Source organism: Vibrio atlanticus (assembly GCF_024347315.1).
GTDB classification, from domain to species: domain Bacteria; phylum Pseudomonadota; class Gammaproteobacteria; order Enterobacterales; family Vibrionaceae; genus Vibrio; species Vibrio atlanticus.
The window spans coordinates 884,014-905,745 of sequence record NZ_AP025460.1 but is presented as its reverse complement, the minus strand read 5'-3'; the positions used below and the strand labels follow the sequence as shown (position 1 = coordinate 905,745).

At 45.0% G+C, this 21,732-nt stretch carries 18 protein-coding genes and 1 tRNA gene; 15 read left to right on the top strand and 4 right to left on the bottom strand.

All coding sequences use genetic code 11. The features are described from left to right. Nucleotides 1-30 precede the first annotated feature (30 nt). Genes OCV30_RS04190 through OCV30_RS04155 form a run of 8 tightly spaced genes read left to right on the top strand, consistent with a single transcriptional unit; the run spans nt 31 to nt 7,814 of the window. A complete protein-coding gene (locus OCV30_RS04190) occupies nt 31-561 on the top strand; it encodes an acyl-CoA thioesterase (RefSeq protein WP_009848597.1) in 531 nt (176 codons plus the stop codon). Beyond that, nucleotides 548-1,246, top strand: a complete 699-nt coding sequence (locus tag OCV30_RS04185) for a LolA family protein (protein ID WP_065678577.1) — start codon at nt 548-550, stop codon at nt 1,244-1,246. Before OCV30_RS04190 ends, OCV30_RS04185 begins: the two co-directional genes overlap by 14 nt. Beyond that, nucleotides 1,218-3,590, top strand: a complete 2,373-nt coding sequence (locus tag OCV30_RS04180) for an MMPL family transporter (protein ID WP_065678576.1) — start codon at nt 1,218-1,220, stop codon at nt 3,588-3,590. Before OCV30_RS04185 ends, OCV30_RS04180 begins: the two co-directional genes overlap by 29 nt. After that, complete coding sequence (locus OCV30_RS04175) at nt 3,587-4,210, top strand: DUF3261 domain-containing protein (protein ID WP_065678575.1); 624 nt, start codon at nt 3,587-3,589, stop codon at nt 4,208-4,210. Before OCV30_RS04180 ends, OCV30_RS04175 begins: the two co-directional genes overlap by 4 nt. Before the next feature lie 5 nt (nt 4,211-4,215). Beyond that, complete coding sequence (locus tag OCV30_RS04170) at nt 4,216-5,415, top strand: beta-ketoacyl-[acyl-carrier-protein] synthase family protein (RefSeq protein ID WP_065678574.1); 1,200 nt, start codon at nt 4,216-4,218, stop codon at nt 5,413-5,415. After that, a complete protein-coding gene (locus tag OCV30_RS04165; RefSeq protein ID WP_054548132.1) occupies nt 5,408-5,872 on the top strand; it encodes a hotdog family protein in 465 nt (154 codons plus the stop codon). The genes OCV30_RS04170 and OCV30_RS04165 overlap by 8 nt, the downstream gene beginning before the upstream one ends. Beyond that, nucleotides 5,869-6,594: a 3-ketoacyl-ACP reductase FabG2 gene (locus OCV30_RS04160; RefSeq protein WP_017099148.1), complete on the top strand. Its 726-nt coding sequence runs from the start codon at nt 5,869-5,871 to the stop codon at nt 6,592-6,594. Before OCV30_RS04165 ends, OCV30_RS04160 begins: the two co-directional genes overlap by 4 nt. Next, a complete protein-coding gene (locus OCV30_RS04155) occupies nt 6,591-7,814 on the top strand; it encodes a beta-ketoacyl-ACP synthase (RefSeq protein WP_009848604.1) in 1,224 nt (407 codons plus the stop codon). The genes OCV30_RS04160 and OCV30_RS04155 overlap by 4 nt, the downstream gene beginning before the upstream one ends. A gap of 83 nt (nt 7,815-7,897) precedes the next feature. Here the strand turns inward: OCV30_RS04155 and gltX are convergent, their stop codons facing one another. After that, nucleotides 7,898-9,325 carry a glutamate--tRNA ligase gene (gene gltX, locus OCV30_RS04150; protein ID WP_065678573.1) on the bottom strand — a complete coding sequence of 476 codons (1,428 nt, stop codon included), beginning with the start codon at nt 9,323-9,325 and terminating at the stop codon, nt 7,898-7,900. A 318-nt stretch (nt 9,326-9,643) separates the two neighbouring features. Between gltX and OCV30_RS04145 the strand changes: the two genes are divergently transcribed. Together OCV30_RS04145 and OCV30_RS04140 are read left to right on the top strand one after the other, a co-directional pair. Beyond that, nucleotides 9,644-12,427, top strand: a complete 2,784-nt coding sequence (locus OCV30_RS04145) for a copper-translocating P-type ATPase (RefSeq protein ID WP_065678572.1) — start codon at nt 9,644-9,646, stop codon at nt 12,425-12,427. Beyond that, nucleotides 12,417-12,857: a DUF411 domain-containing protein gene (locus tag OCV30_RS04140; protein WP_065678571.1), complete on the top strand. Its 441-nt coding sequence runs from the start codon at nt 12,417-12,419 to the stop codon at nt 12,855-12,857. Before OCV30_RS04145 ends, OCV30_RS04140 begins: the two co-directional genes overlap by 11 nt. A 261-nt stretch (nt 12,858-13,118) precedes the next feature. Here the strand turns inward: OCV30_RS04140 and OCV30_RS04135 are convergent, their stop codons facing one another. Beyond that, a complete protein-coding gene (locus OCV30_RS04135) occupies nt 13,119-13,832 on the bottom strand; it encodes an oligogalacturonate-specific porin KdgM family protein (protein ID WP_009848608.1) in 714 nt (237 codons plus the stop codon). 536 nt (nt 13,833-14,368) lie between these two features. Continuing rightward, nucleotides 14,369-17,023 carry a beta-N-acetylhexosaminidase gene (locus OCV30_RS04130; RefSeq protein WP_065678570.1) on the bottom strand — a complete coding sequence of 885 codons (2,655 nt, stop codon included), beginning with the start codon at nt 17,021-17,023 and terminating at the stop codon, nt 14,369-14,371. Nucleotides 17,024-17,427: 404 nt separating this feature from the next. Between OCV30_RS04130 and OCV30_RS04125 the strand changes: the two genes are divergently transcribed. Both OCV30_RS04125 and OCV30_RS04120 read left to right on the top strand, forming a co-directional pair. After that, a complete protein-coding gene (locus OCV30_RS04125) occupies nt 17,428-18,315 on the top strand; it encodes a TraB/GumN family protein (RefSeq protein WP_065678569.1) in 888 nt (295 codons plus the stop codon). Nucleotides 18,316-18,436: 121 nt separating this feature from the next. Next, entirely contained in the window at nt 18,437-18,859 is a 423-nt protein-coding gene (locus OCV30_RS04120) for a hypothetical protein (protein ID WP_017099139.1), read from the top strand. A gap of 280 nt (nt 18,860-19,139) precedes the next feature. On the opposite strand, the gene OCV30_RS04115 is transcribed toward OCV30_RS04120, so the two are convergent. Beyond that, a tRNA-Pro gene (locus OCV30_RS04115) sits at nt 19,140-19,216 on the bottom strand. A 255-nt stretch (nt 19,217-19,471) separates the two neighbouring features. On the opposite strand from OCV30_RS04115, the gene OCV30_RS04110 reads away from it, so the two are divergent. The 3 genes from OCV30_RS04110 to rluF all read left to right on the top strand — a co-directional run bounded on the left by OCV30_RS04110 (nt 19,472) and on the right by rluF (nt 21,678). Then, nucleotides 19,472-19,612 carry a DUF3149 domain-containing protein gene (locus tag OCV30_RS04110; protein WP_004736246.1) on the top strand — a complete coding sequence of 47 codons (141 nt, stop codon included), beginning with the start codon at nt 19,472-19,474 and terminating at the stop codon, nt 19,610-19,612. 167 nt (nt 19,613-19,779) lie between these two features. Next, nucleotides 19,780-20,361 carry a DNA endonuclease SmrA gene (gene smrA / locus OCV30_RS04105; protein ID WP_009848720.1) on the top strand — a complete coding sequence of 194 codons (582 nt, stop codon included), beginning with the start codon at nt 19,780-19,782 and terminating at the stop codon, nt 20,359-20,361. 177 nt (nt 20,362-20,538) lie between these two features. Then, the gene (gene rluF, locus OCV30_RS04100) at nt 20,539-21,678 is read left to right on the top strand and encodes a 23S rRNA pseudouridine(2604) synthase RluF (protein WP_065678568.1); all 1,140 of its coding nucleotides are present in this window, start codon (nt 20,539-20,541) and stop codon (nt 21,676-21,678) included. Nucleotides 21,679-21,732: the final 54 nt, after the last annotated feature.

Here is a 21,732-nt window from a genome sequence, read left to right as displayed (position 1 = left end):
CCCTTTACGCAATATTGTTGAGAGCGATTTATGTCTGAAATCCTTCATCCATTAAAATCAGAGGTTACTTTAGTAACCTCATTCCAAGATGCCGACCCAATGGGCGTGATCTACCATGGCAACTACTTCCGATTTTTTGAAGAAGTTAGGCGCATCATGATGGATAAGATTGAGTACAACTACCATGAGATGAAGGATTCGGGCTACATGTGGCCGATCATCGACACGCGCGTAAAGTACATCAAAGCAATACCGTTTAATCATCAGATCACGGTATCCGCTAAGTTAACTGAATGGGAAAACCGCTTGCGTGTTGACTACGAAATTCACGATGCCAACACCGGTGCTCGCATGACACGCGCTCACACCATGCAGGTTGCAGTAACCATTGAAGAGCAAGAGATGTGTTTTGCTTCGCCGAAGGTGTTTACCGATAAAGTCGAACGCTGGCATCAATTTGGCTGCTTACCCCAATCAGCTGAGCAGCAACCAAACGACCAACAATCAGACCCATCTCAAGTATCTAACACACAGCAGCAGGTGAAACATGAGTCTGTTTAAACACGGCCGTAAGCAAATCAGTATCGCACTGCTAGGGCTTGCTTCAATGATGGCTAGTCACTTTGCTGGCGCTAGCGAGAACACAAATGCTGTCGGTTCTATTACAGAACTACAAACCGTGTTAAGCGAAAATAGTATCGTTCGTGGTCAGTTCACTCAAACACGCAACATGGAAATGTTCGCCCAACCTCTAACATCACAAGGTACTTTCCTGTTAGACAAGTCGAATGGTTTACTTTGGACACAAGCGACCCCCTTCCCTGTGAGCTTAGTGCTAACCGATAACAAACTGAGCCAAAGGTTTGCAGATCAACCCGCTAAAATCATCACCGACAAAGAAAACCCGATGGCGTTTTATTTCAGCCATATCTTCTTGTCAGTGTTTCATGGGGATACGCAAAAGCTTCAAGAGCAATTCTCACTTTCATTTGAACCAGCAACTGCGAAAAATTCTGATGAAAGTGCAAACTCAAGTTCAGAAGACACACGATGGACACTCACTCTAAAGCCAAAGAATGCACCAATGAACGCGGTGTTTGAAGCCATCACGCTGCAAGGACAAGATGACATTGAACGTATCGAACTTAGAGAAGTTCGTGGAGACAGCACAGTGATCGAATTTAGCCAGTTAAGCCATCTACCGGAAGTATTATCAGATGCTGAAGCGCAACAATTCCAATTCTAGTCTAGCCCTTGCTTGGCTTGTTGTCGTAGTGCTATTTAGCGGATTGTTGATCAAACAATTCGCTTTTTCTTCGTCAGTACCCATTGAAAGCAACATCATGAAATTGCTGCCAGAAAACCAGCAAGACCCCATAGTAGAGCAAGCCTTTCAGCAGATATCCAGCTCGATGAGCGAGCAAGTGGTCTTTATCATAAGTGCCTCCGACGTCGAACAAGCCATGACAGCGACTGACGCTTTTGAAAAAAAACTTAACCAAAGAGCTTTCTCAAGCCAGCCAACTCTGTTTAAGCAAGTTCAAGGAAAAATCAACGCCAGTACTCAAAGCCAGTGGAGCGACTTCTATTTTCGTCACCGAGCTCAACTGCTGACCCAACAACAAAAAGAGACGCTGACACACTCGCCGGATTCGCGAGCTCAATATGTCATTCAGTCTCTGTACAATCCGTTTTCAGGCGTCACTGCAGCAGAGCTATCTCTCGACCCATTTCTGCTATTTCGCGACTACATCAGTGCTGTTGGCGTTCAATCAAGTAACTTTGTTGTGAAAGAAGGCTACCTCACCGCTCAATCTAATGAGCAAACTCATATTTTGGTGACGGCGACTCTGGCAGGTTCGCCTTATAGTTTAGCGATTCAAGAGCAACTTCCCGATCTTGATTCAATTGAGCGCGAGATCGAAAAGCAGTTTGGTGTCAAAGTGCAGCATACCGGTGTGGTGTTCTACGCCAATTACGGTACCGAAAGCGCGAAATCAGAAATCAGTACCATTGGTTTGGGCTCATTGGCCGGTGTAATTTTATTGGTGTGGCTAACATTTCGTAGCGCCCTCCCACTTGCCTTGTCTTTGCTTTCAATCAGTACCGGATTATTGGTCGCTCTGGCAAGCACCGTCGCTATCTTCGGTAAAGTTCACCTGTTTAGCTTGGTGTTTGGCGCTAGCTTGATTGGCGTATCCATCGACTACTCCTTTCACTACCTGACTGATCGCTTGGCGGCTGGTAATCAATGGCAAAGCGACAAAGGCTTGAAACATATTATCGTTGCGATCACCTTGGGTCTGATCACCAGCTTGATTGGCTACCTAGGTCTGTTAGTGGCACCTTTCCCGGGGTTACAGCAACTTGCTCTTTTTTCGTCGATTGGACTGATCGCAGCTTACGCCAGTGTGGTGTGTTGGTATCCGGTTTTAGCGGCAACACCAAGCCAAGGACGACCTCTTCCCTTATCGAAGCTTTGGCATACTTGGTTAAGCCTCTGGAGCAACCAAAAATTTAGAATTGGCTTACCATTAATAGTGACTGTCGTTAGTTTGATATCACTCAGCCAAATTCGCTACGACGACGATATTCGTCAACTTCAAGCGATGCCTGATCAACTCAAACAGCAAGAACAAGCCATTACTGAGATATCAGGATTAGGCAGCGGTCAAAATATGCTTTTGGTGACTGCCAACAGCGACCAAAAGCTACTTAAAAAACTGGCAGAAATCACCACAAGCTTAGATTCTCTAGTCGATAGCCAGGGTATCTCCGGATATCGCAGCATCAATCAACAGTTGTTAAGCAAACAACAACAGCATGATAACTATCAATTGGTTGAACAACTCTATAGCCAGCAAAGCCATATCTTACAAAACACTCTTGGTTGGCCTAGCTTTCCAGAGCTACCTAAGTTCGAGGCAATCACGGTATCTGGATTTTTAGAATCACCTGTGTCAGAACCTGTTCGACCACTTTGGTTGAAGCCGATCGATGGACAAGCGGCGTCGGTCATTTTGATCAAAGACGTCACAAATTCAGAACAGTTCTCTCAATGGCTCGATTCAAGCTTTGCTCAGCAACAAGGTGTTAAGTACCTTAATAAAGCCGATGAAATCTCTGCTCTCTTTGCGGAATACAGAGTCAAGATCACCGAGCTATTATTGATAGCTTTGGCCGCTATTGGGATGGTGTTAGGTTGGCGTTACGGTGTGAAGCAAAGCCTGTTAATGCTGTTGCCTTCATTAATTGCCGGAGTCGCTGGTTTAGCGATAACGGGCATTTTAGGCTCAACGTTAAACCTGTTTAATCTGCTAGGCTTGATTCTGATTTTAGGGATTGGTATCGACTACACCCTGTTCTTTGCTGAACAGAAGAAGTCACTGAGCACCTTATTAGCGATCACCTTATCTGGCCTTACAACATTGCTTTCATTCGGCTTGCTGTCGTTGAGCCAGACTCACGCTATTCATAGCTTCGGTATTACCGTGCTAACTGGTATTTTTGTAGCGTGGCTGCTTTCGCCACTTGCAATCAACAACCAACAAGCAGCGGAAAAATCAAACTCTCGAGAGGCTTTTAGATGAACAAAATAATCAAGATAGCGCTCGCCGTTGGATTAGGCTTATTACTCAGCGCTTGTTCGATGGTATCTCAACAGCCTACAGGCGCAAGTGTCGCAATCGATAAAGACACCGAGCTAGCCTTGCCGCTGCCTGCTGAACTGGGATACTCATTTACAGCAAGCCAGCTGATTAGCGCAACATGGCAAGATGATACGCAGCAACTTCCTGTTCAAGTCGAAGTCACATCAGACAAAGTCGTGTTGGCGGGTTTCTCCTCTTGGGGTACTCGCATTCTATCGCTGCAATACCAAAACCAAACGATTGATACTCAAGTTCTATCTGGTCTTGGCGCTACCCTGCCGCTACCCGAGCAAGTACTATTTAATTTGATGCTAACTCTATGGCCAGTTGAAGCATGGGCTCAACCTTTACAAGACATCGGTTGGTATTTGGTCGATACCGAAAACAGCCGCACCGTATTTGATGAAAACCAACAGCCAATCATTAAAATTGATTACCAAGCAGAGCCCGGAACACACAAAACCGCAGGCAACATTGTTTTCAAGCATTTGATTCAAGGCTACACCATCACGATACAAACGTTGAACTCAACGATTGTCGATAACCCAAGTAAGAGCTAAACATCATGCCTATTTATATCCAAGACTGTGGTTTCCACTCAGCGCTAGGCTCAAGCGTTGCTGACATTCATGGCTGCCTCAGCAATGAGTCCGACTCCAATATGGTTGAAGTGAGCGATATGCTCAACGATGGTCAGCCGACGGTCGTTGGTAAAGTCGCTGGTGATTTACCGGAAATCCCATCAAGTCAGGCTCAATACGCCACTCGTAACAATCAACTGGCGTTATCAGCTCTTAATCAAATCAAAGACTCTATCGCACAAGCAAAATCACAGTTTGGTGCGGATAGAATTGCAGTGGTCATCGGCACCAGCACTTCAGGAATTTCTGATGGTGAAGTGGCTTTTAAACACAAACTTGACCATGGTTCTTTCCCCGAAGATTACCACTATTCAAAGCAAGAGCTTGGCAACACCTCTGAGTTTGTTAGCCAACATTGTGCATTAACCGGGCCAAGCTATGCGATATCGACCGCTTGCTCATCAAGTGGCCGTGTATTTATTACTGCCCAACGTTTGTTAGATTCAGGAATGGCTGATGCTGTGTTGGTTGGAGGTGTCGATACACTATGTAAGCTGACGCTCAATGGCTTTCATGGTCTTGAAGCGCTATCAACCACACATTGTAAGCCCTTTAGCGCCTCTCGTGATGGCATCAACATCGGAGAAGCAGCGGCATTTATGTTGCTTAGCAAGACAAAACCAACCGCTACCAATACAACTCAAAGCACTTCGAATATAGCCCTATTAGGCTATGGCGACAGCTCCGACGCTCACCATATTTCCGCGCCCCACCCAGAAGGGAACGGCGCTGAGCAAGCGATGATAAAAGCGTTAGATTCTGCACAGTTACGAGCAGAAGACATCGGTTATATTAATGCCCATGGCACCGCAACCCCACTCAATGACTCAATGGAAAGCAAAGCCATCCATCGTATTTTTGCAAACAAGGTTCCCGTCAGTTCAACCAAACCTCTAACAGGACATACTCTTGGAGCGGCAAGTGCGATAGAGGCTGCAATTGCGTGGCATATTCTAAAATATGACTTACCACTCCCCTTACAAAAATGTCAGTATAAAGCTGAAGATATTGAGATTGATTTGGTAAACTGTTCCCAGAAACTTAAAGTAAAGAACATCTTAAGCAACTCGTTCGCTTTTGGTGGCAACAACATTAGCCTGATTTTTGGTGTAATAAATGACTGATATCCCTTCTGTAGACCAACTTCTCCCACACGATGATCCGATGATATTAATCGATCGAGCTATCAACGTTGAGGCATTGTCGATTCACTGCCAGGTCGATATTGGCGCGCACAACCTATTCTTTGACGCCGAATCTCAAACGGTCCCAGCTTATGTTGGCATCGAGTTTATGGCGCAGTCTGTTGCAGCTTGGTCTGGATACCATGCGCTGAAAAACGGCACTACTCCTCCAATCGGCTTCTTACTCGGTTCTCGTCGCTACAAGTCACTGTGTGATGAATTTACTCAAGGTCAAACCCTTGATATCTATGCTGAACAACTCATGGAAGACAGTGGCATGGCCGTGTTTACCGCCCGAGTCGAAGACCAAGGCGAGTTAGTGGCTCAATGCCAACTCAACGTCTACGTGCCGACCGAACAAAAATTACAAGAAATGAAAACTAGGAGCCCATCATGAGCCGTCAGGTTTTAGTCACTGGTGCCAGTAAAGGCATTGGTAAAGCGATCGCTATTCAACTCGCGAAAGACGGTTTTGAAATCGCCGTTCATTACATGGGTGACAAGCAAGGTGCTGAAGACACATTAAAGTCGATCACTGAGCTCGGTGCTGCAGGACGTCTGATCCAATTTGATATCAGCAATCGCAGCGAATGTCGCGAAACGCTTGAGTCAGATATTGCCGAACACGGCGCTTACTATGGTGTGGTGAATAATGCCGGTATTACTCGTGACACGGCATTCCCAGCTATGACTGAAGAAGAGTGGGATGGTGTTATCCATACCAACCTCGACAGCTTCTACAACGTACTTCACCCGTGCGTGATGCCAATGGTTCAAAAACGCAAAGGCGGTCGAATCGTTACTCTGGCTTCTGTATCCGGCATCATGGGTAACCGCGGTCAAACCAACTATGCCGCAGCAAAAGCAGGTGTGATTGGCGCAACTAAGTCTCTGGCTCTAGAGCTCGCAAAACGCAAGATAACGGTAAACTGTGTCGCTCCTGGTCTAATCGATACCGGGATGGTTGATGAGCATGTAAAAGAGCATGCGCTGCCTCAAGTTCCATTACGCCGCATGGGTGAACCAGAAGAAGTAGCAGGCCTAGTCAGCTACCTAATGTCGGATATTGCCGGCTACGTAACTCGCCAAGTGATTTCAGTTAATGGAGGCTTAGTATGACCCGCCGCGTTGTTGTAACTGGCATGTCAGGCGTTACCGCTTTTGGCAACGATTGGCAGCACATCGAGCCAAAACTAAAAGCATGTGAAAATGCGACCCAGTACATGCCTAGCTTTGAGCAGTACGATGGCCTCAACACAAAGCTTGCCGCACCTATTGATGACTTCCAACTACCTAAGCACTATAAGCGCAAACAGGTTCGTGGCATGGGCCGCGTGTCTCGCCTAGCAACAGTGGCGACCGAAAATGCACTAGAGCAAGCAGGACTGATTGGCCACGACGTTTTGACTAATGGCGAAACAGGCATTGCCTATGGTTCTTCAACCGGTAGTACTGACGCTGTTGGTGCATTTGGCGTGATGCTTAACGAGAAATCGACACGAGCGATCACAGCAACCACTTACGTTCAAATGATGCCACACACCGCTGCGGTAAACGTAGGATTGTTCTTCGGCTTACGTGGACGCGTGATTCCCACCAGCAGTGCCTGTACTTCAGGTAGCCAAGCCATTGGTTACGCCTATGAAGCGATCAAACACGGCTACCAAACTGTGATGGTGGCCGGAGGTGGTGAAGAACTATGCCCAACCGAATCTGCCGTTTTTGATACCCTTTTTGCTACCAGTTTAAAAAACGACACGCCAGAAAAATCCCCTAGCCCTTACGACAGTGAGCGCGATGGCCTAGTTATCGGTGAAGGTGCTGGTACGCTTGTTCTTGAAGAGTATGAACATGCGGTTGCTCGCGGTGCAAAGATCTACGCGGAAATCATCGGTTTTGCCAGCAACTGCGATGCCGCCCATGTGACCCAACCTCAAATGGAAACCATGCAAATCTGTATGGAGAAAGCGCTGAAAGATGCACAGCTTCCTGCTGAAAAAATTGGTTACGTTTCGGCGCACGGAACGGCAACAGATAAAGGCGATATTGCAGAAAGTAATGCGACCGCGAACATTTTTGGTGAAGTGCCAATCAGCTCATTAAAAAGCTACTTTGGTCATACGCTTGGAGCGTGTGGTGCCATTGAGGCTTGGTTGAGCCTAGAAATGATGCATTCCGGTTGGTTCAGCCCAACATTGAACCTTGAAAACATCGACGAACGCTGCGGCAAACTCGATTACATTACAGGTTCTGGTCGCGAATTGAATGTTGAGTATGTAATGAGTAATAACTTTGCCTTTGGCGGAATCAACACCTCCATCATATTCAAAAAAATCTGAGCTTAGCTAGATAAAACTCAAGACAAATAAAAAGGGTCAGTAACCAAGTTACTGACCCTTTTTTCAATCTAGCTAATACTCAATTAAGCGTTAGCTTCACGCTCAGCGATGAACTCAAGAGCCATCTTGATGCGAGCGATTACGCGCTCTTTACCAACAAGCTCCATCACTGCATCAACAGAAGGAGACTGGCCGCCACCTGTTACTGCTACGCGAAGTGGCATACCGATTTTACCCATGCCGACCTCTAGCTCTTCACATACTGCTGCAATCACACCATCTTTGATGTTTGCAGTAGTGAAATCTTCAAGCGCTTCAACCTTAGCAAGAGCAAGCTCTAGTGGGCCTTTAGCAACACCACGTAGGTGCTTCTTCGCTGCGCCAACTTCAAACTCAGAGAAATCTTCGTAGAAGTAACGAGACTGTTCAGCAAGTTCGATAAGCGTATTACAACGCTCGCCAACTAGCTTGATCACTTCAGTGATAGCCGGGCCATTTGTTGTATCGATCTTTTGTGCGTCTAGGTGCCATTGCAGGTATTTAGCAACGTACTCAGGCTCAGAAGTCTTGATGTAGTGGTTGTTCAACCAAAGTAGCTTATCAGTATTGAATGCAGAAGCAGACTTGCTGATAGCGTTCAGGCTGAAGTATTCAATCATCTCTTCTTGAGAGAAGATCTCTTGGTCACCGTGAGACCAACCTAAACGAACTAGGTAGTTGTTTAGTGCATTTGGTAGGTAACCTTCGTCGCGGTATTGCATTACAGAAACAGCACCGTGACGCTTAGAAAGTTTCGCACCGTCATCACCAAGAATCATTGCACAGTGAGCGAAAGTTGGAACTGGCGCGCCTAGTGCTTCATAGATGTTGATTTGTCGAGGTGTGTTGTTGATGTGGTCTTCACCACGTACAACGTGTGTAATACCCATGTCCCAGTCATCCACTACAACAACGAAGTTGTATGTTGGTGCACCGTCTGTACGACGAATGATTAGGTCATCAAGTTGGCTGTTAGAGATTTCGATGCGACCACGGATTTGGTCATCAAAGACTACACTGCCTTCTTTAGGGTTACGGAAACGGATAACGCATGCATCACCTTCTTTTGCTGCTTCGTTTGCTGCAACAATTTTAGGGTGGTTCGCATCGTAACGAGCCATTTCTTTGTTTTCTTCTTGCTCTGCACGAATTTCGTCAAGCAGCTCTTTAGACGCATAGCATTTGAAAGCTTTGTCTTCAGCAAGTAGCTTATCAACCATTTCGTTGTAACGGTCAAAACGCTTAGATTGGTAGTAAGGACCTTCATCCCATTCCATACCCATCCATTGCATGCCTTCTAGAATTGCATCAACCGCTTCTTGAGAGTTACGCTCAAGGTCCGTGTCTTCGATACGTAGAACGAATTCACCACCTTGGTTCTTAGCGAATAGCCAAGAGTAAAGTGCAGTACGTGCACCACCAACGTGAAGATAGCCAGTTGGGCTAGGAGCAAAACGAGTTTTAACCGTCATTTAAATACCTTGATTATGTAGGTGATTCTTTTAGTGATTGCCATTACAAAGCCTGCAACAGAAAAATATCACTAAATTTTGGGCGCTATTTTATCACCACCGCTTAAATCTACAATCAGTAGTGAATGATTAATGTGCTGATCTTATACGAAAGCCATCGAAGAAGGAGAAAACCAATAGCTTAAGCACATACCAAATACTCTAAAAAGGCAAATTCTCGCCACGCGCACGATAAACCTCATCTATTCCATCACTCAATATTCCAGCAAATATCAAATTCTTGAATTTATGTTTGACCTTACCCTTACGGGAAGGTTTATGTTAGGGCTAGATGAAAATTGGAGTATCGATATGAACCATTACACAGCTGTGCTCAACGGCCTAAATTGCATGGGGTGTGCTGAGAAGGTCCGCACATTGTTTGACGATCTCGATAATACGAAGATCAACGACATATCGCCGACCTACATCGATATTTCTACTCCTTTTAGTTACGTTCAACTCAACCAACAGTTAGCGACCCTTGGTTATTCCATGGGTAACTCGCTGCATCTTTCATTATCAGGGCTCAGCTGTGGTAAGTGCGTGAGTAAATTGACTCAAGCGCTTGAGCAGACCGAGCTAATCTCAGACCTAGAAGTCAGCAAACATGAATTGTCGTTGGTTACTCTGCTTTCAGAATCCGAGCTTATTGAGCTAATCGAAAGTGTGGGTTATCACGCGACTCCTTACTCTGAAATTAATGAGCCTTTATCTAATTCAGATTCAGAAGACGATAAAAAAACAGTGCCCGTGGAACCGAAACAAGCTAAACCTGCTGCTAGCCAATATACCTATCACCTTGTTCTTGAGGGAATGACGTGTGCGAGTTGTGTTTCTTCGGTAGAGAAAGCACTGAAAAAGAATGAGTTCGTCGACCAAGCTCAGATCAACCTCGCTGAACAGACAGCCTTGGTCTTCACATCTGAAACACGTGACGTCATCGAGAGCGCGCTAATAGAATCGGTAAAAAACGCAGGTTACGGTGCCGAGTTCGTTGATGACGCGGCAACTCAACAACAAAAACAGCAAGAGCAACAACTTCGTACCCAAAAAGCTTTCCTAAAGAATTCAGTAAGCGCGCTACTTATCGGTGCTCCGCTGATGGCGTGGGGTCTGTTTGGTGGCAGCATGACTATTGCTACATTTAACGACCAATTGGCTTGGGGCTTAATAGGTGTTGTCTGTTTGGTACTGCTTGCGACCTCAGGACGCAGCTTCTTTACTAACGCTTGGCAATCACTGATGCACAAGCGTGCAACCATGGATACCTTGGTCGCTCTAGGTACAGGCGCGGCATGGTTCTATTCAATGCTGGTTGTGCTGATTCCATCATGGTTCCCAGAACCATCACGCCATGTCTATTTTGAAGCGAGCGCAATGATTGTCGGCCTTATCTCTTTGGGTCACTACATCGAAGCCAAAGCCAAGGCACGCACCACCAAATCTTTGCAAGCACTGATTAATTTACAGCCTCAAAAAGCGGTGGTTATCGTCGATGGCAAAGAACAAACCATCGCCATAGAAGCGATTCAGGTCGGCATGCAAGTTCGAGTGAAGCCAGGAGAAAAAGTCCCTGTCGATGGTGTCGTGGTATCTGGCGAATCTTATATCAATGAATCGATGTTGACCGGTGAACCACTTCCCAACGTTAAATCAATTAATGATGGCGTTTCTGCTGGTACCATTAATGGCGATGGTAGCTTAATTATTGAGGCGACAGGGATTGGCTCAAGCACCATGCTGGCTCGAATCATTCAAATGGTACGCCAAGCACAAAGCAGTAAACCAGCAATCGCCAAGCTTGCAGACTCTATCTCTGCCGTTTTCGTCCCTGTTGTGGTCGCGATCGCAGCAACTGCTGCCTTAGTTTGGTTTTTTGTTGGCCCACAACCGAGTGCCAGTTACATGCTCGTGGTATCAACCACAGTGCTGATCATCGCTTGTCCATGTGCATTAGGCCTAGCCACACCACTCTCAATTACTGTCGGCGTAGGTAAAGCGGCTGAGTTTGGCGTTCTTATTAAAGATGCGGATGTATTGCAGTCTGCCAGCAAGATCGATGCTGTTGTGTTTGATAAAACCGGCACCCTAACTCAAGGTAAGCCAACCGTTCAGCAAGCCTTTTATGACGACTTATCAGAACAAGAACTGTTGGCTTATGCCTATTCGGTAGAGGTAGGGTCAGAACACCCGCTAGCGAAAGCCGTTTGCCAATATGCTGAGAGCTTACAAGTTTCAGCACTACCCCACAGCGAATTCGAAAACCAACGAGGGCTTGGAGTACAGGCAATAATTAACGGCAAAAACGTTCAAGTAGGCTCACTTAAGTACCTCACCCAACTCGGCATCAATACAGACATTGGCGCAGACTTTATCGAGCTTTGTCGTACACAAGCATGGACACCCATCTTCGTTGTAATCGACCAAAAACTGGAAGGCATCTTCGGTATTTCAGACGCGTTAAAAATAGATAGCAAACAGGCGATAGCTCAACTAAAATCCGCCGGAATTCACACTGTGCTATTAACGGGCGACAACGACTCTGTGGCTCAAGCGATAGGTAAAAGCGTCTGTATCGATGAAGTGATTTCAGAAGTACTGCCAGAGCAGAAAGCGCAACAGATTGTTCAGCTACAACAGCAATATAAGAGTGTTGCCATGGTCGGAGACGGCATTAACGACGCGCCAGCTCTGGCTCAAGCGGATATAGGAATAGCAATGGGCAGTGGCAGTGACGTCGCGATCGAAAGTGCGCAAATGACGCTGCTCAACTCGTCGCCACTCTCGGTGAGCAATGCGATCGAGCTATCCCAAGCGACCGTGAGAAACATGAAACAAAATTTATTTGGCGCCTTCATCTATAACTCGCTAGGCATCCCTATTGCGGCAGGTGTGCTCTACCCATTTTTCGGGTTTCTGCTTAGCCCGGTGGTTGCAGGCGCTGCGATGGCGATGTCTTCGATTACGGTTGTAAGCAATGCCAACAGGCTAAGACTGTTCAAGCCCACTCATTCCAATATCAACAAAAACCATATTCATGAGGTTCACCATGATTCGTAAAATTATGACTCTTACAGCACTCGCTGCAATTTCAGGGCAAGCTCTCGCTACTGATGTTTTAAATCATAAATCCCCATACTGCGGCTGCTGCTCAGAATGGACAGAGCATATGCAAGACGCCGGATTCAATGTGACAGAGAAACTCCACGATGACATGAACCCGATCAAGCAGAAATTAGGAATAACGCAAAAGCTAGCCTCTTGCCATACAGCAGAGATCGACGGGTACGTATTCGAAGGACACATTCCAGCAGAGGACGTGAAAGCCTTTCTAGCAAACCCACCACGCAATGCGATTGGCTTGGCGGTACCAGGCATGCCAATGGGCTCTCCAGGCATGGAATATGGCGATAAGAAAGACGAATATTCTGTGTATGCGTTTAACAAGGAAGGTCAGGTATTTGAATACCGTCATTACAGCGGAAAATAGAACGTAAAAGACCGACGCCAAGCAATAAAAATCACTCATAAAAATAGAGCCTAGCATTAAGAAAACCCAAGACTGTGGTTTACTTGCTAGGCTCTTTGCTTTTGGACAGTAAAGCAAATCTTATCGCGGCACCAACCGGGCTGTTAGTACCGCTATGTTTTCGTCGCTAGTTAGCAAACACTCTATTTAACAAAAAAGCTAATTAGCGAAGAAACTCACTTGGCTAATAATCTAATCGATTAAGCAGCCAAGTGAATCAGCTTAGAAGCCGTAAGATGCACCGAATACGAATGCGTTGTTTGTTTTAGACGCGCCGTTCGCGAAATCAACTCCGTTAGCTTGGCTACGGAATTCGAAGTAAGGTTGAACACCTTGACGAGTCCATGTTGCACGAAGCTCGTGATCCATAGCTTCAGCATCAATCATGTATACGTTGTTGTAGCTAAGCGCTAGGTCTTCGTTTACAGAGTAAGCAATGCGGTTATCCATGCGGTAATCAGTGTCAGCATCTGCAGAAGTGTCATCGATGTGTGCACGAGTACGGTTACTAATAGAGATACCGTTGTCGAAGTTGTAACCAATTTTAACCAGTGGACGGAACTGAATGCTCTCGCCAGCAGAGAAGACATGTTGGTAACCCGCTGCAACCCATAGGTTGTCAGTGATATTGAAAGCTTGCTCACCACCAACAGTGATGAATGCATTTGCTTGACCAGTTGTTGCGTCGCCACCAGTTTCAGCAGCAGTTAAACCTTCAAGGTCGCCAAGTTGGATGCCATCAAACTCAGTGTAAACAGTTAAACCGCCTAGAGAGTTGTCAAACGTGTGGCCAGCTTCTAGAGTCGAAGTCATATCAGAACCGTGGATACGGCCATCGTCGTGAAATTGGATATTACCTGTAACGTAAGAAGAACCAGCGAAAGCACTAGAAGCGAAAGCAAGAGAAAGTGCACTTAGAGCGATAATTTTTTTCATAGTAAACTGCCTTAGTTTAAATTTTTCAGCGACATATCTTCGGTATATCATTCACCTTCGCCGCTTGAGTAATTGGTAGCCTCCCTGGCATGAAATCTATCTTGCTCGATTTAATTTACGTTTCAAAATAAAAGGACAAACAGAGTGATCTCTCTCACCATCAAAAAAAGGAAAGTTATTTAACTCAAACAAATCAACAACTTAAAAACATAAAAATAGATAAAAAAAGAAACCCAATAATCAAAACGGATCAAGATCACGTTATTTCACGGCATAAAATTAGATTCAGTTGTTTCAATCACACCTGATTTATAGTTTTTTATGGCGGACTTATTTTTTGAAGAGAAGAATGAGAAGTGCGTCACTTTTGCGATGAAGCTCACCTTATGTGCATTGTTGACGTTATAAACAAAGGCTATTTCTATATGTTTCAGTTTAAGGAATGTACTGAACTTAGTTTGGACGAAAAAAAAGCTCCCACTTTTATCTGAGTAAGATAATAGCTAGGGAGCTCATCTATTAATGTTGCTTATCGATTATTTCACCGAAGTCACTCGACTTACTTTCTCGCCACTTTCAGAGATAGAGCGGATGTAAGTTTCGCCAGAAACCGATGGACGTTGCTGCTCATCATACGTTAACCAGTTTTCACCATCCGCTGAGTATTGAAGCTCTACGCCAGGGAATTGAACGTTCATCGCTAGCTTGCCATCAACAACTTTTGCCCCCGGAACTGGTAGTCGGTAATCAATACCCGCTTTCTCAAGCTTAGCCAGTTCACGTTGACCAACAATATTCGCGAAGCGATTAAAGTCGTTGTTTAAAGACTGCTTATTTACTAAGTCAGTATCTTGAGAGTACTCAACGCCCACTTTGTAGTCGTTTTCCCAATCCGCTCTGTGCCATGCGCGCTCTGCTGCTGCAAGAACTCGTGGGAATACCATGTATTCATACTGCTCGTCAGTACGTACGGTTTCAGACCAAAGTTGCGCCGACAAACCGTAGAAAGGTTTTGCTTCAATCTCGCCTTTACCAGAAAAGCCATTGCCGTCACGGTCCAATGATGTTTCCGCGTTTTGTGGCATGTTTTCTGGTGCGAAGCCAAACATCTTACGAGTATCCGTTGCACGCGTTGCCCAGTAGTAACCACGCTCTGCGGCATCTACTTCATATGGCATATCCATGTATACGTAATCTGGGTTAGAGACAATCACGTCATAACCTTTCGCTGACCAATCGTACACTGATGAAGTGCCGCCCCAGTAAAGAACGTCCCAGAAGTTAACGCGAGTCGTTTCAGTAGCGAAGCCAGATTCCCCCTCTTCCACATACTTCAAGCCATCTTGCCAAGCTTGGAAGTGAGGAATGCCTTTGTCTGCAACAATTTTTGATACTTCTTTTGCAAAGTAGCCAGGCAGGTGACCAAAATCACTCACTGAACCATCAGCAATCAAAGACTGACATTGTGGAGACTGTTGGAATGGCTTGTCTTGCTTGTCTAGCTCAATGTTACCTTTCCATGCCACTTTGTCTTGAGCATCAACATCTTGAAATCCTGCGCCTAGCTTGATGTTTTTCGCTTCATCACCACCAAAGTGCCAAGTCGTTAGCGGCATACCCGCTTCATTGTGCATTGCTGCAATTTCAGTAATCACTTTATCAACAAAGCGAGTCGATGATTCCATACATGGGTTGATGAAGCTGTGCTTATCGTAGAACTGAATAGTCGTCACGTTTGAAGTATCTTGTGGATCCATCAAGCGATATTCACTTGCTTCAACTTCTTTGCCTTCCGCCATTAGGCGAGTGTAACGCGCTTCCATTGATACCACAGCAGAACGAGCGTGTGCTGGCATATCAATTTCTGGAATTACTTCGATGCTGCGCGCTTTTGCGTAGCTTAAGATCTCGACGTAATCCGCTTTACTAAAGAAACCAGAGCCAAAGTTGTCTGTTGTTGGACCTGAACCTAGCTGAGGCAGTAAACAGCTTTGCTCTTCCAAATCAAAACAACGATTAGACCCTACATCCGTTAGCTCTGGTAAACCTGGGATTTCTAAACGCCAACCTTCATCATCAGTTAAGTGAAGGTGAAGTTTATTCATCTTGTATGCAGCCATTTGATCTAGCGTCGCTAGGATGGCACCTTTTGAGTGGAAGTTTCGAGCAACATCCACCATCACACCACGGTAATCAAAGCGTGGTGCATCTTTGATCGACAGTTGTGGTAGTGATTCAGCGTTCTGACTGTCTATTAGGCCAAAAATAGACTGAACTGCGTAGAAAGCACCTGTTTTATCAAACGCTTTAATCGCAATCCCCTCTTCCGAGATGCTTAGTTCATAAGCGCCAGATTTTGCTAAATCACCCGTAAACTGAGTAGGAACAACGGCAACACTAACAGGTAGGTCGCCACTCACATCTACGTTTACCACATCTGCACGTTCTTCAATTGCAGCGAACTGCTCAGCATCGAATGCCTCTTTAGGTAGGGCAATACCACCAGCAATACTCACTGAACCTTCCCCCGCTTCTACCGACATTGGGGTTGGTAAAAGCGTTGTTGAAACGTCTTGCGTTGCTAGATCCGCATTCTTTTCGAAACGCGTAACCGCAGTCGCCATGACATTGTTGTCATCAGGTGTACGCTTAAGGTTGTTTCCTTCCAAACCTGTTACGAACGACGCGACATCTTCAGTATTCAATGAAGCAATCATCTTAGGTTCTGCGTTTGGCGCAGTTACGAATGCACCCGGCATAAAGTCAGTTTCAAACAGTTGCCAGTACTCACTCGTTAACGGAAGAATCACTTCTTCACCAGCGGCAAAACCATCGAACTTATCTGTAGGTTCTAGTTTGTGTAGGTCACCCGTTACACGAGTGATTTTAAATTGTTCGTTATCAACATCTAAAATAAGGCGAATACTATGGAAGTAGATAGTCCAATCTTTCGAATCAATCGCTTCACCGTCATTGGTCAGGGTCATGTTCACTTTATTACATGACGCCCACTCAGCACCTAGGTCCTGACAAGCCATGCCTTCATTCGCACCGTGATTGGTTAGAATTTCATATTGCACATCAAGGTTATCAGCCAGTGCATTAACCACCTGTTGCTCAGGTGCTTGCGTTACAGCACAACCCGTCAAACCAGCCAGTACCGCTACAGATAGTAAGTTTCTCTTCAACATCGTATTCACCCATAAATTTAAAATTGAGTCAGAAGCAAAGTGGAGCGCTTCGAAAGTTAGATAAACTATATGGGCTTATTTTTTGCCGTGAATTAAATCAGGTTAATAAAGTGATCGGCTTCAAATCTCAAAAACACTGATAAAATTAACTATATTAAAATCATAAAGTTACAACCTACGGCACTTCCGTCATTTTTATTTTGACGTAAAAACTGAGAATTGAATCACAATCTTTTTAAAGGATTTCATAAAATCGTGTTGTTGGTAGGGAGAAAGGTTTAAGAGTTTGTTCGTGTTGTTATACTTTTCGTACAAACAACGTGACATCGTTCTCAAAAAAAACCGTTAAAAAACGCCGTCAAAATCAATTTTAACGAGTTCATATCTTTTAATAGGAGCTTTCCTTGCGCACATTTTGGTACGTAACTTTATTCGTTCTCGCATTTTCAGCCAAACATGCTGTGGCCGAACCTCTTTATTGGCAAGCCAAAAAGGATGATCTGACGCTTACTATCTTAGGTTCTGTGCACGTTGGGGATAAAAGTATGTACCCACTTCCTTCGGCAATCACCGACGCGCTAAAAAACAGTGATGGCTTAGTTATCGAAACGGATATAAGAAAGACAGAGGGCGTGGTGTATCCCACGACCACAGTGACCACGGGTGATGTATTAAACAAACAACAAAAACAATTATTAACGAGCATCTCAAACTCTCTAGATATGCCAACTCCGCAGCTACTTAGCTCACCGCCTTGGGCAACCTCTCTATCGATACAGATGCAGCAGTTGAAGAAACTTGGTTATGGTTCCGCCGGCGGCGTTGATGCGACGCTAGCTTACAAAGCGACTATCCAAGATGTTCCAGTTGTCAGCTTAGAACCGCTTCAATTCCAAATAGACCTGATGACAAAACAAAAGGACGACGGTAAGGAGTGGTTAGTCAGTAGCCTTGAAGAGTTTGACCAAACTGATCGTGTGGTTCATTGCCTAATTGAGAGCTGGAAAGCGGGTGATGTAGCGAAGCTTGAAGAGTTTGCGAAGCTATCTGAGATGTCACCTGAACTAGAGAAAGCATTTTTAACCGATCGCAATATAGACTGGGCAAACAAACTATCCGCCAATGATTGGAAACTTGACTCGAAAGAGAGCTACTTAATTGTGGTTGGCGCCTTGCACCTAATAGGAGAAGGTAACTTATTGCAGTTGTTAGAAGAGAAAGGTTTCAATGTCACTCAACAATCACAAAGCCAACAGACCCGGTGTCAATTTGAGACTAGTGACGACAACTAACTAAATTCGATACCACGACCTTCTCATAATATAACCATTACCTAATAACTGAATCATTACACTTAATCGCACCATAACGGTGTTATTATCTTTCGCTCTTTTTATATACGGTGTTGTTCTCATGAAACTAGTACTCTTTGCTTTACCTTTAGCCCTAGCGATCCTCACGCCTACGGTAGTGACGGCTAAAGAAACTTGTACCATCGAACAGTTTCAGGCGATAGACATTCAACCGGATACAAAAGGCGGTGTGTTAGATAAAGAAAGCGGCCAGTTTCTGATCACTGAGAAGCCACCGATGCGCTGCGCCAATATTACGTTCATTACATCGACGACACGCAACCGTATCGCGAGCCAAATGAATAGAAAATTTGAAGCGAGCTTTTACGATGGCCAAACGAGTAACTCTCACTCGGTGACGTTTAACGAAGATGAAATACAGGCGGGTTACATTCGAATTGGTCGAAATAACCCTGTTGAAGCGTATGTTTGCTTTGTTACTTCAGAGACGCCAATCAAGAACATCACGTGTGATGTGAAGTAAACAGATTTTCGGCTGGCTTATTGAGTCAATCCTTTCTCTATACGGGATGTTTAGAACAACAAGAGATTCCCGACTCGCTCCTTCGTCACTCTAGGGAATGACGCATATACCAAAATGCAAAAAAGCCGTAGCCCCCTCTATTACGAGAGTGCTACGGCTTTCTTCAATGTGGCAGTGAAGATCTTATTTTGAACATCAGGCGAACCCCACTTAGGTTCTAATCCTATTTTCTACGCTCTAAAACGACGAAAGCCTGCTCATTGAGCAGGCTTTCTTAATGTGGTCGGTGAAGAGGGATTCGAACCCCCGACCCTCTGGTCCCAAACCAGATGCGCTACCAAGCTGCGCTATTCACCGAGATATCTAACTGGCTGATTGCCTGTCGATGAAGCGTATAATACGGATTCTGAGTTTATCCGCAAGGGCTTTTTTCACTCTTTTTTACAATATCGAATCGTTCGAACAAAAGACGTACAAGTGAAATGCCAATGTGACGAAAAACACACAGTTACCAACAAGTATTTAACTTATGAAACAGGATTGATCCAGATCAGTGACTTGATAACACCAGTTAATACACTAACTCGTGTCATATAACTTTGAGGTATACACATGGACTTTTGGCTAGAACTCCTATTTGGTAATGCGGTGGGGCTATCTTCAATGATAGTAATATTCGGGGCTCTGGGTCTCATGATGTTCTATGGAGGCTTCTTCATCTACAAAGTTATGACTGAAAAATCTCCTCACTAGAATCGCTCAGCCTAAATCATCTACTTTTAAGTATCATTTTCTTTAGGTAGATGTAAAAACGCTTTGCACCGGAGCCGACTTATTGTCTTCTCCGGTTTTTTCATTTTTAAACCCGGCCTCAACTTAGGTATACTTACCCTATCCTTATCCAACTTGAGATACACACTATGTCTCATGATGACGACTTAGATCTATTCCAAGAAATGATGGGCGATGTTAAACGTATCGACCATGACACCGCCGAACACCAGAAAGTACACCGAGTCACAGAATCTCACCTTGCTAAGCGTGAAGCCGCTATGTGGCTGTCTGACGACGAGAAAGACTACTTATCATTAGACTACTCTCCAATGATCAAACCTGACGATGTCATTGCTTATAAGAAAGATGGTGTACAAGAAGGCGTATACAAAAAGCTGCGCTTGGGCAAGTATCCAATTCAAGCCAAACTCGACCTTCACAGGAAAACACTGAAAGACGCTCGTAACGAAGTACTCTCATTTTTGCGTCAGTGTTTAAGAATGGATGTTCGCACCGTTATCATTGTCCACGGTAAAGGTGAGCGTTCGAATCCACCAGCAATGATGAAAAGCTACGTGGCAAATTGGCTAACACAAATTAACGATGTTCAATGTGTACATTCTGCTCAGCAATTTCACGGTGGTACAGGTGCGGTCTATGTCATGCTCAGAAAGAGTAATGACAAAAAGCTAGAGAACAGAGAGCGCCATCAAAAGCGCAGCAGTTGATAAGTTGAGATAGATAAGTAAGCTGATAGCGGCCTTGCATCAAGAGCGATATTTCGTGCCTAGACTCACACCAAGTGCTAAAATTGTCCTCAGTTAACGAATCCCAACTCAAAGCAACTATCCAAAGGTTGCTTTTTGTTTATCTATATTTCCGTTGTGAAACGCTAAGAGAATATCATGTCACAAGAATCCCAAGCTAAACGCCTTAATAAATACATCAGTGAAACTGGTTTTTGCTCACGCCGCGAAGCCGATAAGCTCATTGATGCTGGCCGAGTTACTATTAACGGTAAGATCCCTGAAATGGGTACTAAAGTCTTGCCTGGTGATGATGTTGAGATCGACAATAAACCTGTTCGTTCAAGAGAAAAGCCGATCTACATTGCTCTTAATAAACCAACAGGTATCACCTGTACTACTGAGCGTGATATTCCAGGCAACATCGTCGACTTTATAGGTCACCACAAGCGTATATTCCCTATTGGTCGTCTAGATAAGCCTTCTGATGGTCTTATCTTCTTGACCAACGACGGCGATATCGTAAACAAAATCCTACGTGCAGGTAACAACCACGAAAAAGAATACGTGGTTCGTGTAGATAAACCGATTACGACTGAGTTCTTGAAGCAAATGGGCGCTGGCGTTCATATTCTCGATACTGTTACCTTGCCATGTAAGGTAGAGAAAGAGACCAAGTTCTCGTTTCGCATCACATTAACGCAAGGCCTTAACCGTCAGATTCGCCGTATGTGTGAAGCTCTCGGATATGAAGTATTTAAGCTTCGCCGTGTTCGTATTATGAACATCTCATTAGACGGCATTCCTAACGGAAAATGGCGCTACCTGAGCGACGAAGAGATTACTGAAATCTTGGCGATGTGTGAAGGCTCAGTAAGTACTGAAGATGCGTCAAAAATGAACGCGAAAGGTCAACGCATTCGTAAAGCGACTGACGCGAAACTTTTTGATAGCCGTGAAGAGAACCAAACTTCAACAGCGCGCCGTAATCAAAACGAGAACCGTACTCGCACTTATCGCGGTAACAATGCGGATGAATTCCGTCATGCGCCTAACTCAAAGCGTGGCCGTAACTCATCGAACGGTGAAAGCGGTGGCGGTGGCAATACCGAGAACTGGAAATCAAACTCTCGTTCAGAGCGTTCTAATTCAGATAAAAACCGTTCGGATCGCAATCGCACAGATCGCGACAATAACGAACGTAGAAGCGGAAAGCCGACAAACCGCAGTCAAGATTCAAACAGACCGAACAAGCCTGCACCGAAACGTGTTGGTGGTACTTTAGGTTTGAAAAAGTAGTCAGAATCCTTTCAAACGGGACTGTCGATAAAGAAACGCCCGCTAGATTAGTCT

What these genes read in the sequence shown, in the direction of transcription:
- OCV30_RS04160 (WP_017099148.1), top strand. Translation starts at nt 5,869, where the DNA reads ATGAGCCGTCAGGTTTTAGTCACTGGTGCCAGTAAAGGCATTGGTAAA.
- rluF (WP_065678568.1), top strand. Translation starts at nt 20,539, where the DNA reads ATGTCACAAGAATCCCAAGCTAAACGCCTTAATAAATACATCAGTGAA.
- OCV30_RS04185 (WP_065678577.1), top strand. Translation starts at nt 548, where the DNA reads ATGAGTCTGTTTAAACACGGCCGTAAGCAAATCAGTATCGCACTGCTA.
- OCV30_RS04135 (WP_009848608.1), bottom strand. Translation starts at nt 13,832, where the DNA reads ATGAAAAAAATTATCGCTCTAAGTGCACTTTCTCTTGCTTTCGCTTCT.
- gltX (WP_065678573.1), bottom strand. Translation starts at nt 9,325, where the DNA reads ATGACGGTTAAAACTCGTTTTGCTCCTAGCCCAACTGGCTATCTTCAC.
- smrA (WP_009848720.1), top strand. Translation starts at nt 19,780, where the DNA reads ATGTCTCATGATGACGACTTAGATCTATTCCAAGAAATGATGGGCGAT.
- OCV30_RS04175 (WP_065678575.1), top strand. Translation starts at nt 3,587, where the DNA reads ATGAACAAAATAATCAAGATAGCGCTCGCCGTTGGATTAGGCTTATTA.
- OCV30_RS04190 (WP_009848597.1), top strand. Translation starts at nt 31, where the DNA reads ATGTCTGAAATCCTTCATCCATTAAAATCAGAGGTTACTTTAGTAACC.
- OCV30_RS04120 (WP_017099139.1), top strand. Translation starts at nt 18,437, where the DNA reads ATGAAACTAGTACTCTTTGCTTTACCTTTAGCCCTAGCGATCCTCACG.
- OCV30_RS04155 (WP_009848604.1), top strand. Translation starts at nt 6,591, where the DNA reads ATGACCCGCCGCGTTGTTGTAACTGGCATGTCAGGCGTTACCGCTTTT.
- OCV30_RS04140 (WP_065678571.1), top strand. Translation starts at nt 12,417, where the DNA reads ATGATTCGTAAAATTATGACTCTTACAGCACTCGCTGCAATTTCAGGG.
- OCV30_RS04130 (WP_065678570.1), bottom strand. Translation starts at nt 17,023, where the DNA reads ATGTTGAAGAGAAACTTACTATCTGTAGCGGTACTGGCTGGTTTGACG.
- OCV30_RS04110 (WP_004736246.1), top strand. Translation starts at nt 19,472, where the DNA reads ATGGACTTTTGGCTAGAACTCCTATTTGGTAATGCGGTGGGGCTATCT.
- OCV30_RS04165 (WP_054548132.1), top strand. Translation starts at nt 5,408, where the DNA reads ATGACTGATATCCCTTCTGTAGACCAACTTCTCCCACACGATGATCCG.
- OCV30_RS04170 (WP_065678574.1), top strand. Translation starts at nt 4,216, where the DNA reads ATGCCTATTTATATCCAAGACTGTGGTTTCCACTCAGCGCTAGGCTCA.
- OCV30_RS04145 (WP_065678572.1), top strand. Translation starts at nt 9,644, where the DNA reads ATGTTAGGGCTAGATGAAAATTGGAGTATCGATATGAACCATTACACA.
- OCV30_RS04180 (WP_065678576.1), top strand. Translation starts at nt 1,218, where the DNA reads ATGCTGAAGCGCAACAATTCCAATTCTAGTCTAGCCCTTGCTTGGCTT.